The following is a 13,739-nucleotide window of genomic DNA, read 5'->3' as shown; positions in this document are numbered from 1 at the left end:
ATCAAGTCGCTCCCCGCTATCTCTGATATTTCCAGTTCCGCCCCTTGCCTTGCGCGATCCATTCGACCGCTTGGGCCATGCGCTTGTTGCGGGTCGAATCACCCTTGGCGTCATTGATCCATTCGCAATAGTCGCGGACCTTGCCGGGCGGGAAGGCGGCCCACACCGCCGCGGCAGCTGGGTCAGCGGCAATAGCGTCCGCAAAAGCCGGATGGACTGGCAGCGGCGCGCGCGGCTCTTTCGTGCTGGTGCGCGGCCGATCCCCCGCATCGATCAACGCCATCGCTTGGCGCAGCAAAGCGGCGATCTCCGCGTCAGACGGTAGGTCGCTCAGGCGGGTGATCTTGCCGAACTGCCCCATCGCCCCCTGCCGGGCATCATCGCGCCCAACCTTGTCATGCCAGAAGCCGAAAGCGGCATGACCCTTGAACGCCGCCATGCTGCACAGATTCTGGTCCTTATAGGTGAAGAAGGGCATCCCCCATTTGATCGCCTCGCCCGCCTCCGGCACCGTAGCATGAACCAGCGCGCGGATATGAGTCAGGATCGGCCGGGCAAAATCCGCCTGCCGCGCAACATAGGCGTCGATGCGGGGATCGCCCACCATCGCGTCAGTCCCGCCGGTGCCGCACGGTCAGCAGATAATTGATCGCCTTGTTCGCCGACAGGGTGAAGCCACGTCCCGGATCGAAGCCGATACCACTACTGTCGATCACCTCCAGCCCGGCCTGTCCCAGCAGCGCGGTCAATTCTTCCGGCGTGATGAACTTGCCCCAGTCATGCGTCCCCTTGGGAATGCCGCCGATGCTTTCGCCGATGGTGATCATCGCCAGGCGGGAGAGGGGGGTGCGGTTTGGCGTGGACAGGATCATGAGGCCATCGGGGGCGAGTCTTTCCGCCAGCGCGCGGACGAAAGCGGCAGGATCGGCAACATGCTCGATCACCTCCATCGACGTGACCAGATCAAACCCGCCGTCCGCCACTTCTTCCACTGGCGTCGCGCGATAGTCGATCGCCAGCCCTTGGCGGTCAGCATGGGCGCGCGCCGCCGCGATATTCTCCGGCGCCGCGTCCAGCCCGGTCACGCGCGCGCCCAGCCGCGCCAGCGGTTCGGCCAGCAACCCGGCACCGCACCCCACATCCAGCGCGCGCTTGCCGCCAAGCGGCTCGAAATCATGCGATTTGCCCGGCCAATGCGCATCGATCGCCGCCCGAATATAGGCCAGCCGCACCGGGTTCAGCTTGTGCAGCATTGCGCTGCTGCCCTGCGGGTCCCACCACTCGGCCGCCATCGTGCCGAAATGGGCGGCCTCTCTAGGGTCGATCGTTGCTGTCGGGTTGCTTGCCATATCCGTATCCGCTGCTAAAGAAGCGCCGTTTCGCCCTTCTGGGACATTTTCTTTCTCACCAACAGGCAGGTTCGACAAGCAAATGGCGCGCATCGTGATGAAATTCGGCGGCACCTCCATGGCGGGGATGGAGCGAATTCGCAACGTGGCCGCGCGGGTCAAACATGTCGTGGCCCAAGGTCATGAAGTCGCCGTCGTCGTGTCCGCCATGGCGGGCGAGACGGACCGGCTGGTCGGCTTCTGCAAGGAAGCTTCCGCCCTCTATGATCCGGCTGAATATGATGTCGTCGTCGCCGCCGGTGAGCAGATCACCAGCGGCCTGCTGGCGATGACGCTCAAGGCCATGGATGTGGACGCGCGCAGCTGGCTTGGCTGGCAATTGCCGATCAAGACCGTCGAAGCCCATGCCAAGGCGCGGGTCAGCAGCATCGACACCGACGCGCTGCTCACCGCGATGGGCGCGGGTCAGGTCGCGGTCATCCCCGGTTTTCAGGGGATGATGGCCGATGGCCGCGTCTCGACCCTGGGCCGGGGCGGCTCCGATACCTCCGCCGTGGCCGTTGCCGCCGCAATCAAGGCGGATCGCTGCGACATCTATACCGACGTAGATGGCGTCTATACCACCGACCCGCGCATCGTGGCGCGCGCGCGCAAGCTTGACCTCGTCACCTATGAGGAAATGCTCGAACTCGCCTCGGTCGGGGCCAAGGTGCTGCAAACCCGCTCGGTCGGCCTCGCCATGAAGGAAGGCGTGGTCGTGCAGGTCTTGTCCTCCTTCGATGATCCCACCCAGACCGACCTGCCCGGCACGCTGATCGTCAGCGACGAGGAACTGGAAGCCAAGCTCAAGGAAAGCAAGATGGAACGTCAGCTCATCACCGGCATCGCCCATGACAAGAATGAGGCGAAGATCATCGTGACCCGCGTGCCCGACAAGCCCGGCGCGGTCGCCAGCATCTTCACGCCACTGGCGGACGCGGCGATCAACGTCGACATGATCATCCAGAATGATTCCAAGGATAATGAAGAGACCGACGTCACCTTCACCGTCCCACGCGCGGACCTCGCCCGCAGCGTAGACATATTGGAAGCGAACAAGGACGCGATCGGCTTCCGCCGCATCATCACCGACACCGAAGTCGCCAAGATCAGCGTCGTGGGTGTGGGTATGCGCAGCCATGCCGGTGTCGCAGCGACCATGTTCAAGACGCTGGCCGATCGCGGCATCAATATCGAAGCCATCTCCACTAGCGAGATCAAGGTCAGCGTGCTGATCGACGAGGACGAAACCGAACTGGCTGTGCGTGTGCTGCACACCGCCTATGGCCTCGACGCCCCGGCGGCGTAAAATTTGTTCCCCTCCCGCTTGCGGGAGGGGCTAGGGGAGGGCGTGTGTCGCCATCTCCTTTACAGACCCTCCCCCGACCCCTCCCGCAAGCGGGAGGGGGGAAAGAATGATATGACCAACGCCAAACTCACTGCCCTCATGGCCCGCGGCACGCACTTTCTCGGCTGCGACAGCGCGATCCTGTGCGGGGCGATGAGCTGGGTGTCGGAACGGCATCTCGTGTCGGCCATGTCCAATGCGGGCGGCTTTGGCGTCATAGCCTGCGGCGCGATGACGCCGGCCCTGCTCGACGCGGAAATCGCGGCGACCAAGGCGCTGACAGCCAAGCCCTTCGGCGTCAACCTCATCACCATGCACCCGCAACTGTTCGACCTGATCGATGTCTGCGCCAGCCATGACGTGACCCACATCGTGCTGGCCGGCGGCCTGCCGCCCAAGGGCAGTATCGAGGCGATCAAGGCGAAAGGCGCCAAGCTCATCTGCTTCGCGCCCGCCCTGGCGCTGGCCAAGAAGCTGGCCCGCTCCGGCGTCGATGCGCTGATCGTTGAGGGCCATGAAGCAGGCGGCCATATCGGCCCGGTCGCGACCAGCGTGCTGGCGCAGGAAATCCTCCCCGAAATGAGCGAGCAACTGCCGGTGTTCGTCGCGGGCGGCATTGGTCGGGGCGAAGCGATCGCCGCCTATCTGGAAATGGGCGCGGCGGGCGTGCAGCTTGGCACCCGCTTTGCCTGCGCCACCGAAAGCATCGCCCACCCCGCCTTCAAAAAGGCCTTTTTCCGCGCATCTGCCCGCGACGCCATCGCCAGCGTTCAGATCGACCCGCGCCTGCCGGTCATCCCCGTGCGCGCGCTCAAAAATGCGGGCATGGAAAATTTCACTGCCAAGCAGCGCGAAGTCGCCAATCTGCTCGACGCAGGCGCGGTCGACATGGGCGAGGCGCAGTTGCAGATCGAACATTTCTGGGCCGGTGCGCTGCGTCGCGCGGTGATCGACGGCGATGTCGATGGCGGGTCGCTGATGGCGGGTCAGTCGGTCGGCATGGTGACCAGGGAAGAACCGGTCGCCGAGATCATCGCGCAGCTGATGGTGGAGGCGGCGGTAGCGCTAGTGACCCGAATCTGAAGTTCGTCACCTTATTTGGCAGGCATTGAACGAACTTCAGATTCATAAGGGTCACTAGCAAATATCTGATTCTAGTGTGGTTTAGGGATTTGAAATTCGCTCCCGACCTTGCCGAAAAATGTGGCGAATTTCAAATCCACCACACTAGAGCGACGGGCTGCCTGAATCCTTGCGATGAACGGTTAATCAGGCATATTTCCTCCGACCAGAATGCCCGGCATGACGGTGCGCAGCCCATCGGAGAAATTGATGATCGTCCTGCGCCGTTTTTATGGCCGTTTTTCGCTTGTGTCGCTGGCCGTGCTGGCGGCCTGTTCGACCCCGGTAAAGAAACCGGAGCCAACCCCGCCGCCGCCGCTGGTCGAAACGGTCCGGCCGCGCCCGCCCATGGGCGCGGTGGAGGATATGAGCATCCCGGAAATAGCGGATGGCAAATATCTGACCCCCAATCGGAAGGTTACCTCCAACACCGCGCTGTGGCATGTCCGCATGGCGCTCAACGTTGCAGCGCTGTCCTGCCGCAGCGCCGCGGATCTGGCGCGGCTGCAATATAACCGGCTGCTCCATCTTCATGGGACCGTGCTGACGCAGGCCAATGAAGCGGTCGATCGCAACTATAAGGTCGCCTATGGAACCGCCGGCTTCGGCGCGCGCGAACGGCTCAATACGACCGTCTATAATTTCTTCTCGCTGCCGCCGGTCACCAAAAGCTTCTGCCCCGTGGCCGAAGCCGTCGGGGCAAAGCTGCTGACGATGCCGTCCAGCGCCCTGCTGGACTATGCCCCGACCGCGCTGGCGGAGCTGGAAAAGCCATTCCAGGATTTCTACGCCGCCTATGCCGATTATCTGCGCCGGCTGGCCGAATGGCAGTCGCGCTTCGGCGGGACGGTGACCGTCTGGGCCGCCCCCACGCCGCTGCCACCCCCGCCCGTGCCGCCCGGCGAAGCACCGCGCGCCGGCTTTGCCCCCAGCGTGACCAGCGCGATCCAGCAGAACCTGCCGCCCCCGCCCGATGCGGCGGCCCCATCACAGGCCGCCCGTCCGCCCGCCGTCGCGCCGACCCTGCCCGCCACGCCGGGACCAAGGCTGATGGTCCAGCCACTGCCGACCAATACCGAATAAGCGACGCGCCGTTGCGCATCGGCGGGCGCGGCGGCATCATCGCTGGCGAGTCGCTTGGCGGCTCTGCCCGTCATGCCAGCGCATGGCGGAGCCAAGGAGGAGAGAGACGATGGCCTATATGGACGGTTTCGTGATCCCGGTGCCCAAGGGCAACAAGCAGGCCTATATTGATATCGCGGCGAAAATGGCCCCGATCTTCATCGAATATGGCGCGACCCGCGTGGTCGAATGTTGGGGCGACGATATCAAGCTGGGCAAGGTCAACGATTTCCGCACCGCCGTGATCGCCGAAGAGGCCGAAGAGGTCGTCTTTTCCTGGATCGAATGGCCCGACAAGGAAACCCGCGACGCAGGTTCCGCCAAGATGATGGCGGACGAGCGGATGAAGCCGGAGGAGGGGCAGGACATGCCGTTCAGCGGTGCACGCCTCATCTATGGCGGCTTTACCGTGCTGGTCGACGAAAAGGCTTGAACCATTAAGGCAGGAGAGAGGCGATGACCGACCGCAACGGGCAATTTTTCTGGGTCGAGCTGATGACCAGCGACCCTCAGGCCGCGCTCGCCTTCTACACCGATGTCGTGGGCTGGACCAAGATGCCGTTTGGCGAAGATGGCGGTTATACGCTGGTCGTCGGTAGCGCCGGGCCGCTGGGCGGGGTGATGGCGATCCCGGCCGAAGCGAAGGAATGCGGCATGACCCCCTGGTGGGGCGGCTATATCGCCTCGGCCGATGTTGATGCGGACGCTGCGCGGCTGGTCGCGGCCGGGGGCAGCATCAAGCGCCCGGCGGAGGATATAGACGGCGTCGGGCGCTTCGCAGTGATGGGCGATCCGGGCGGCGCCACCTTCATGCTGCTCAAAGGCTCCAGCCCCGACGGCATGGAAGCCCCGCCGCCCATGGCGATGGGCCATGTCGGCTGGCACGAGCTGTATAGCGGTAATTTCGATGCCGACATGGCCTTCTACACCGGCCAGTTCGGCTGGACCGAGGGAGAGGCCATGGATATGGGCGACATGGGCATCTACCAGCTCGTCTCCCAGACCGGCGGCAGCGATTTTCCCAGCATGTCGGGCGGCATCATGCCGGTCCCCAAGGAAATGCCCGCGCCGCTCTGGCTCTTCTACTTCGTCGTTGGGGACATTGACGCGGCAGCGGCGCGGGTGACCGCAGGCGGCGGCACGATCCTCCACGGCCCGTCCGAAGTGCCCGGCGGCAGCTGGATCGTCCAGCTGCTCGACCCGCAGGGCGCAATGTTCGCGCTGGTCGGTACCCGCGCGGACGCCGGAGAGAGCGCATGACCAGCATCGCCCCTTGCCTCTGGTTCGACGGGCAGGCGGAGGAGGCGGCGCATTTCTACGTCTCCGTCTTTGGCGGGTCGGTGGATCATATCAGTTACTATCCGCAGGAAAATCTCTCCCCCTCGCCAGCGGCGGGGGGCAGCGTCCTGCTGGTCGAATTTACGCTGTTCGGGCAGCCCTATCAGGGGCTGAACGGCGGCCCGCAATTCCCCTTTACCGAAGCGGTCTCGCTGTCAGTCGCGTGCAAGGATCAGGCGGAGCTGGACCGCTATTATGACGCGCTGACCGCCAATGGCGGATCACCCGCGCCCTGCGGCTGGCTCAAGGACAAATATGGCCTGTCCTGGCAATTGGTGACGCAAGGGATACTCGCCAATTATCATAGCGGCGACCAGGCCGGGATCGACCGCATGATCGAGGTGATGATGACCATGCAGAAACTCGACACCGCCGCCATGCAGGCGGCCTTCGATGGCGATGCGGCATGAGCGAGGGCGCACATGACCTGTCCGTCACCTGCACCATCGCCGCCCCGCGCGAGACATGCTGGCGCGTGTGGACCGATCGCAAGAACGAATGGTTCTGCCCCAAACCCTGGCGCGCCGAAGTGATCGAGGAAGATCTGCGCCCCGGTGGCCGCAGCGCGGTCCAGATGTTCGGCCCGGACGGCGAGGAAACCGGGCCGATGGAGGGCGTCTTTCTGGAGGTCGTGCCGCACGAACGGATCGTCACCACCGACGCCTACGCCGTAGGCTGGGTGCCACAAACTCCCTTCATGACCGCGATCTGGACCTTCGCCGAGGAGGGCGACGCCACTCGCTTCACCGCCACCGCCCGCCATTGGGACGCAGAGGCCAAGGCCCGGCATCTGGAGATGGGCTTCCACCCCGGCTGGGACCAGATGATGGCGCAGTTCAAGGCGCTGTGCGAGGCGGAGGCGGGGTGAGGGTTGGATGAGGGGGCGACCCTCACACTTCCCATCAACCTTCCCCCACCACTCTGTCCCATAGCGGGGCAGCACAGCGTTAACCCCGTTCCCGCCTTGGTCGCTACGCCGCGCGCGCCTATCCTTGCCGCCATGCGTATCCTGTCCACCAGCCTCCTCGTCTCCATCGCCATCGCCTCGACCGCGCTGGCACAGGGCAATCCCGCCCCGTTCACCATCGCCGAATCGGGCCGCGCGTTCGGCTCGCTGGCCGACGCGCTCGGCGCGATCGGCGACGGGCGCGGGACGGTGGTGGTTGCGCCCGGCACCTATCATCAATGCGCCGTGCAGCAGGGCGGCGACGTCACCATTCGCGCCGCAACGCCCGGCACCGTCATCTTCGACGGCGTGCCCTGCGAGGGCAAGGGCGCGTTCGTGCTACGCGGGCGGGCGAGCGCGGTGGACGGCATCATCTTCCAGAATATCCGCGTCCCCGACGGCAATGGCGCGGGCATCCGCCTGGAAAGCGGCAACCTCACCGTCCGCAACAGCCTGTTCCGCAACAGTGAGGAAGGCATATTGACCGGCGACTATGATGGCGGGCAGGTCAGCATCGACAAATCGACCTTCCGCCATCTGGGCCGGTGCGACCGCGATCTCGATTGCGCCCATGGCATCTATATCGGCCGACTGGCGGCGCTGACCGTCACCAACAGCCGCTTTGACCAGGGCGATGGCGGCCATTATCTCAAAAGCCGCGCGGCCCGCGTGACGATCACCGGCAACAGTTTTGACGATAGCGGCGGCAAGCTCACCAATTATATGATCGACCTGTCCAACGGCGCGAGCGGCACCATCAGCGGCAATGACATGGTGCAGGGCAAGGACAAGGACAACTGGTCCGCCTTCATCACCATCGCCCCCGAAGGCCGCGAACATTCGAGCGCAGGCCTTGTGATCGAGGGCAATAAGGCCGGCTTCGTGCCGGGGGTAGAGCGCAACAGCACCTTCGTCGCCAACTTCACCGACGACGCGGTACGGATCGGCGCGAACGACCTCGCACCAAGCATGAAGGTGAAGGACCGGCGGTAAGGACTTCGCCAACCTCCGTTCGCCCTGAGCCTGTCGAAGGGTCGTCCTTCTTGAAGTAAAGAACAAGGCTTCGACAGGCTCAGCCCGAACGGTTTTATTTGTATCGAGTGGCGGACTATCGGATACAGCCATCATGCGAACCACCTATGACAGCGCCACCGTCCGACTCTATCATCTGGGGGACGATGGCGGCGCGACGACCCTGATGTACGGTCCCCTGAGCGAGGCGCTGCGCGTGGCCGATCAGCAGACGCAGGAGATGCAGGACGGCCTCTATCTGGCGACCGACAATGACGTCGTGGCCTATCTCGACCTGATCGACACCTAACCGTCCGCGAAACCAAACGGCGCGCGTGTCCGGCGAAAATCGTCTGGCAGCATCTCCCGCCCGATCGGCGGCGCGGACCGGGCGAGGCACTGGGGCCGGTGGCACAGGCGGCAGGTGACCCCAATGGGGGTCGGCTCCGGGGCCGCGACATTTTGCGTGTAGATCAGCCGATGGGCATGGTCGGCGGCACAACAGAGCGCAATCGCCCGCTCAACCTTGGGCGCGCCCCAACCGCCACCGCCTGCGGTAACAGTGCGGGCGATCGAGAAGAAACGCTGGCCATCGGGTAGCTCCAGCCATTGGGTGACGACCTCCCGCGGCGTCTCGAACACCCGATGCACCGACCAGAGCGGGCAGGAGCCGCCATGGCGGGCAAAGGGAAAGCCCGCCCCGTCGAGCCGCTTGGACGCATTGCCCGCCGGATCGACGCGCAGGAAGAAGAACGGCACCCGCTCCTGCCCCGGTTTCTGCAATGTCGTCAGCCGGTGGGCGGTCTGCTCGAAACTGGTGCCGAACTGCCGCGCCAGCGCTTCGACATCATAGCGCCGCGCCTCCACCGCCTTGGCGAAAGCGGTATAGGGCATCAATATCGCCGCCGCCCCATAGCTCGCCAGCGCGCGCCGGGCGAGGCGGCGACCGCTTTCCCCGGCAAACTGCCCGTCCTTCAGGATCGCGTCGAAACTCTTGCGCATCTCCAGATAGGCGATCTGGAGCGCCAGCTGGAACTGCGAACTGGCCGTATCAAGCGTATCGTCGAGCAGCACCGCGTCGCGATGCCGGTCATAGCGCCGCAGCGACCCGGCCATGACGTCGGACGGCAGGCGGCGGACGCGCAGGTTATGGCGCGCGCGCAGCCAGCCGGTCAGACCGCCCTCGGTCTCCGCCTCCGCTGCCAGCTTCTCCGCCGCATCGTCCAGCAGCGGAAAACTGTTGCGCCGGGCGGCAAGGAAGCGTCTCGATTCCGCGACCGGATCGGGCGCATCATCCGGGGTAACGCCCTGATCGGCGAGCGCCAGATGCTCCTCCCGATAGCTGGTATAGAGCCGCAACAGCGCTTCGGTAATCCCCGGATAATTGACCGCAACGTCCCCGGTGGCGAGGGAGGGCAGGTCCAGATCGGCGAACATCGGGTCTTTCAGCACCGCATGGAGCCGCGCGGTCTGTTCAGTCCCGCCATCCCCCGCCACCTCCGCCATATCCAGCTTATAGGTGCGCGCCAGCCGCAGCAGCATGTCGGCGGTCAGCGGCCGCTGGTTGCGCTCCAGCAGCGCGACATAGGAAGCGGAAATGTCGAGATCAGCCGCCATATCAGCCTGCGTCAGGCCCAGGTCACGGCGCAACCGCCGCAACCGTGGCCCCATATAGACCGGACTATCCTTACGCATCGGGCCGACTCCTGTGCAGGCTTTACAACTTTACAGCATAAATTTGTAAAGATCGACAACTGAACTTCAGGAGGACTGCCGCACTGCAACAGGAGGGAATAGGCGGGCCGCAACAGCTCACTTCCCACGCAAGGACAGGCCATGACCTATCAGGACAATATCGCGAAGGCGCAGCAACTCATCGGCAGCCATCCCGGCACCTGGGACGGCATCAATGCCGAATCCGTCGCCCGCATGAAGCTGCAAAACCGCTTCAACACCGGTCTCGACATCGCCAAATACACCGCTGGCATCATGCGCCGCGACATGGCCGCCTATGATCTTGACCCGGCCAATTACACCCAGTCGCTGGGGTGCTGGCACGGCTTCATCGGTCAGCAGAAGATGATCGCGATCAAAAAGCATTTCGGCACGACCAAGCAGAAATATCTGTACCTGTCCGGCTGGATGGTCGCCGCGCTCCGCTCCGACTTCGGGCCGCTGCCCGACCAGTCGATGCACGAAAAGACCAGCGTTCCCGCGCTGATCGAGGAGCTGTACACTTTCCTCAAGCAGGCCGACGCCCGTGAACTCGGCCTGCTGTTCCGCGATCTCGACAAGGCCCGCGAGAGCGGCAACGCGGTCGAGGCGCAGCGCCTGACCCACGCGATCGACAATTATGAAACCCATGTCGTCCCGATCATCGCGGACATTGACGCGGGCTTCGGCAATGCGGAGGCCACCTATCTGCTCGCGAAGAAGATGATCGAGGCGGGCGCTTGCGCGCTCCAGATCGAAAATCAGGTCAGCGACGAAAAGCAGTGCGGTCATCAGGACGGCAAGGTCACCGTGCCGCATGAGGATTTCCTCGCGAAGGTCCGCGCCTGCCGCTACGCCTTCCTCGAACTGGGCGTCGATGACGGCATCATCGTCACCCGCACCGACTCGCTGGGCGCTGGCCTCACCAAGCAGATCGCGGTCAGCAAGGAACCGGGCGACATTGGCGACCAGTATAACAGCTTCCTCGATTGCGAGGAGATCGACCCGGCGACGGCACGCAATGGCGACGTCATCCTGAACCGCGATGGCAAGCTGCTGCGCCCCAAGCGCCTGCCCAGCAACCTGTTCCAGTTCCGCGAAGGCACGGGCGCGGACCGCTGCGTCCTCGATTGCATCACCTCGCTGCAAAATGGCGCGGACCTGCTGTGGATCGAAACGGAAAAGCCGCATATCGAGCAGATCGCCTCGATGGTCGACCGCATCCGCGAAGTCATCCCCAACGCCAAGCTGGTCTATAACAACTCGCCCAGCTTCAACTGGACGCTGAATTTCCGCCAGCAGGTTTATGATGCCTGGGTCGAAGCCGGCAAGGACGTCAGCGGCTATGACCGGGCGCGCCTGATGAGCGTCGATTATGACGACAGTGATCTGGGCCGGGAAGCCGACGACAAGATCCGCACCTTCCAGAAGGATGCAGCGGCGCGGGCGGGGATTTTCCACCACCTCATCACCCTGCCGACCTATCACACCGCGGCGCTCAGCACCGACAATCTCGCCAAGACCTATTTCGGCGAGGAAGGGATGCTGGGTTATGTCGAGGGCGTCCAGCGCAAGGAAATCCGCCAGGGCATCGCCTGCGTGAAGCATCAGAATATGTCGGGCAGCGACATTGGCGACGATCACAAGGATTATTTCGCCGGTGAAGCCGCGCTCAAGGCGGGCGGCGCCCACAATACGATGAATCAGTTTGCAGCCTAAAGGCTGCTCAAGAGCCAGTTCGCGGGACGTGCAGATGTCCCGCGATTTGGGTGGAAGGACTTGACGACCCGGCGGCGCACCGCCGGGTCGTTTTTTCGTTTTAGATTGAAGCAGTGTGCCTCCATCACCCGTCATTCCGGCGAAAGCCGGAATCCAGGGAGGTTCGCGCTGCACCTGATCGCTCTGGACCCCGGCGTTCGCCGGGGTGACGGCTGTGCTTTACACAATCCCCGCCCGCTGCCGCACCGTCTGCTTCAATATGTCGAGCGGCATAGCTCCCAATGTCAGCACGTCATGAAACGCCTTGATGTCGAACGCCGCGCCCTGCTTCTTCTTCACCTCGGCGCGCAGGTCGTTCCAGACGGTATGACCGATCTTGTAGCTGCACGCCTGACCCGGCCACACCGTATAGCGGTCGATCTCGCCCTGGCTGCGCCCGCGCGCGATGCCGGTGGTCGCGATCAGATAGTCGGTCGCTTTCTCCCGGCTCCAGCGTTTGACGTGCATCCCGGAGTCCACGACCAGGCGGGTGGCGCGGAACAGCAGCGATTGGAGATAGCCGACCTGCCCCAGCGGATCGCCATCGAACATGCCCATTTCATCGGCCAGCTGCTCGGAATAGAGCGCCCAGCCTTCGCTATAGCCACTATAGCCGCCGCGCCGACGGATCATCGGAATGGCATCCGATTCCAGCGCGACCGACACTTGCAGATGATGACCCGGCACCGCCTCATGATGGGTCAGTGTTGCGAGGCCAAATTTGGGCCGGTCGAACGTGTCGCGCAGGTTGATATAATAGATGGCCGGGCGTGATCCATCGAGCGAGGCATTCTGATAATAGCCGCCCGGCGCGCCCGCCTGGATGGTGACGGGCACGCGGCGGACCTCGACGGGGGCCTTGGGCACGGTATTGAACGCTTCGCCCAGTCGCTTCTGCATCGCGACGATCTGGACATTGAGTTGCGCCAGCAATGCCTCGCGACCCGGATCAGTGTTGGGGAAAAGCTGGTCCGGGCGCTGGTTGAGCGCGACGAGGCGGTCGCCCACGCTCCCCTGGCTCATCCCTTCGCCCTTCAGGATCGTGTCGATCCGCGCACTGATCTCTGCCACCTGATCCAGCCCGATCTGATGGATTTCATCCCCGGTCAGCTGCGTGGTGGTCGCCGCTTCGGCAGCGGCCGCGTAAAAGGCTTCGCCGTCCGGCAGACGCCACACGCCCGCGTCATGGCTGGCCTTGGCCCGCAGTTGCTGAACTAGCGCGCGTTGGCGATCGAGTGCGGGGAAGATTGTGTCCGTGACAATCTTTTCGGCCTGCGCGGCGCGTTCGGGCGGCAGGCCAGCGGCAGCAAGCTTCTTGGCGAACGAAGCGACAAGCACCGTCTGCGCGGCGGGTTGGTCGCGCAGCGACGCCTGCATCTTGAGCGTCGTGTCGAGAATATAGTCGGGCGCAAACACGCCCTTGGCCGCGTCCGCCTTCTGCCGCGCCAGTTCGCCGTCCATCGACGCGGGGAAGGCTTCGAGCCGGGCGAGATAGGCGTCGGCGTCAGCCGCATCCTTCACCCGATGCTGCGAATCGAGGAAATCGGGCGTCTCGCGATAGCTGCCGGTCAGCTGGCTCAGCACATAGGGCGCGTAACGGCCCGCCGTTTCGCCATAGCCAAAGCGTTCGCCGCCGATCGACCGATCAAGCTGATAGGTCACCACGTCATAATCGAGTTTTGATGCATCGCTCAGCGCCTTGCGGTCGATGCTCGCCAGTTGCTTTGCCTGCGCCTTGCTGCGCGCCAGATCACGGGCAACCCCGGCGGCGGATGTGTCGCTCAGCTTGCCGCGCAACGCCGAGCGCTCGCCCGTGTCGAGGCCAAGCCTGGTGGCCTGTTCGGGCGAATCCGCCAGTCGTTCGTAGAAAAAGCCGTCGAGCATGGCGCGCAGCCGGGTATCGGCAGCGGCGGGCTGGGCAAAGACGGGGGTGGCAGCGGTCAGCGCGGTCGCGCCACTGGTGGCGAGAAATTGACGTCGGTTCACGAAGGGG

General features: G+C 64.2%; 14 protein-coding genes. 10 read left to right on the top strand and 4 right to left on the bottom strand.

From position 1 onward, the window contains the following. Positions 1-16 precede the first annotated feature (16 nt). Together Q0D44_RS04310 and ubiG are read right to left on the bottom strand one after the other, a co-directional pair. Positions 17-607 carry a YdeI/OmpD-associated family protein gene (locus Q0D44_RS04310; RefSeq protein ID WP_294132899.1) on the bottom strand — a complete coding sequence of 197 codons (591 nt, stop codon included), beginning with the start codon at positions 605-607 and terminating at the stop codon, positions 17-19. Positions 608-611: 4 nt separating this feature from the next. After that, positions 612-1,349 carry a bifunctional 2-polyprenyl-6-hydroxyphenol methylase/3-demethylubiquinol 3-O-methyltransferase UbiG gene (gene ubiG, locus Q0D44_RS04305; protein WP_294132898.1) on the bottom strand — a complete coding sequence of 246 codons (738 nt, stop codon included), beginning with the start codon at positions 1,347-1,349 and terminating at the stop codon, positions 612-614. Positions 1,350-1,431: 82 nt separating this feature from the next. Here ubiG and Q0D44_RS04300 point away from each other — a divergent pair, with 82 nt between their 5' ends. The 9 genes from Q0D44_RS04300 to Q0D44_RS04260 all read left to right on the top strand — a co-directional run bounded on the left by Q0D44_RS04300 (position 1,432) and on the right by Q0D44_RS04260 (position 8,585). After that, the gene (locus Q0D44_RS04300) at positions 1,432-2,697 is read left to right on the top strand and encodes an aspartate kinase (RefSeq protein ID WP_294132896.1); all 1,266 of its coding nucleotides are present in this window, start codon (positions 1,432-1,434) and stop codon (positions 2,695-2,697) included. Between the two features lie 111 nt (positions 2,698-2,808). After that, complete coding sequence (locus tag Q0D44_RS04295; RefSeq protein WP_294132895.1) at positions 2,809-3,819, top strand: nitronate monooxygenase; 1,011 nt, start codon at positions 2,809-2,811, stop codon at positions 3,817-3,819. A 210-nt stretch (positions 3,820-4,029) separates the two neighbouring features. After that, on the top strand, positions 4,030-4,941 hold the full coding sequence (locus Q0D44_RS04290) for a hypothetical protein (protein WP_294132893.1): 912 nt from the start codon (positions 4,030-4,032) through the stop codon (positions 4,939-4,941). A gap of 109 nt (positions 4,942-5,050) precedes the next feature. After that, the gene (locus tag Q0D44_RS04285; protein WP_294132892.1) at positions 5,051-5,413 is read left to right on the top strand and encodes a DUF1428 domain-containing protein; all 363 of its coding nucleotides are present in this window, start codon (positions 5,051-5,053) and stop codon (positions 5,411-5,413) included. 23 nt (positions 5,414-5,436) lie between these two features. Further along, entirely contained in the window at positions 5,437-6,240 is an 804-nt protein-coding gene (locus Q0D44_RS04280) for a VOC family protein (RefSeq protein WP_294132890.1), read from the top strand. After that, the gene (locus Q0D44_RS04275) at positions 6,237-6,728 is read left to right on the top strand and encodes a VOC family protein (RefSeq protein WP_294132882.1); all 492 of its coding nucleotides are present in this window, start codon (positions 6,237-6,239) and stop codon (positions 6,726-6,728) included. Before Q0D44_RS04280 ends, Q0D44_RS04275 begins: the two co-directional genes overlap by 4 nt. Beyond that, positions 6,725-7,186, top strand: a complete 462-nt coding sequence (locus Q0D44_RS04270; RefSeq protein ID WP_294132879.1) for an SRPBCC domain-containing protein — start codon at positions 6,725-6,727, stop codon at positions 7,184-7,186. The genes Q0D44_RS04275 and Q0D44_RS04270 overlap by 4 nt, the downstream gene beginning before the upstream one ends. A gap of 132 nt (positions 7,187-7,318) precedes the next feature. Then, positions 7,319-8,257 (top strand): right-handed parallel beta-helix repeat-containing protein, encoded by a 939-nt coding sequence (locus Q0D44_RS04265; RefSeq protein WP_294132876.1) that lies wholly within the window; start codon positions 7,319-7,321, stop codon positions 8,255-8,257. A 133-nt stretch (positions 8,258-8,390) separates the two neighbouring features. Continuing rightward, on the top strand, positions 8,391-8,585 hold the full coding sequence (locus Q0D44_RS04260; protein ID WP_294132873.1) for a hypothetical protein: 195 nt from the start codon (positions 8,391-8,393) through the stop codon (positions 8,583-8,585). Here Q0D44_RS04260 and Q0D44_RS04255 read toward each other — a convergent pair. Further along, positions 8,582-9,970, bottom strand: coding sequence for a helix-turn-helix transcriptional regulator (locus Q0D44_RS04255; protein WP_294132870.1), 1,389 nt, complete (start codon positions 9,968-9,970; stop codon positions 8,582-8,584). The genes Q0D44_RS04260 and Q0D44_RS04255 overlap by 4 nt on opposite strands. Positions 9,971-10,111: 141 nt before the next feature. On the opposite strand from Q0D44_RS04255, the gene Q0D44_RS04250 reads away from it, so the two are divergent. Then, a complete protein-coding gene (locus Q0D44_RS04250; RefSeq protein WP_294132865.1) occupies positions 10,112-11,707 on the top strand; it encodes an isocitrate lyase in 1,596 nt (531 codons plus the stop codon). A 219-nt stretch (positions 11,708-11,926) separates the two neighbouring features. Here the strand turns inward: Q0D44_RS04250 and Q0D44_RS04245 are convergent, their stop codons facing one another. Then, positions 11,927-13,732 (bottom strand): DUF885 family protein, encoded by a 1,806-nt coding sequence (locus tag Q0D44_RS04245; RefSeq protein ID WP_294132862.1) that lies wholly within the window; start codon positions 13,730-13,732, stop codon positions 11,927-11,929. Positions 13,733-13,739 lie beyond the last annotated feature (7 nt).

The organism is Sphingobium sp. (genome assembly GCA_023266575.1).
Lineage (GTDB): Bacteria > Pseudomonadota > Alphaproteobacteria > Sphingomonadales > Sphingomonadaceae > Sphingobium.
This window is presented reverse-complemented; position numbering and strand designations above follow the sequence as displayed.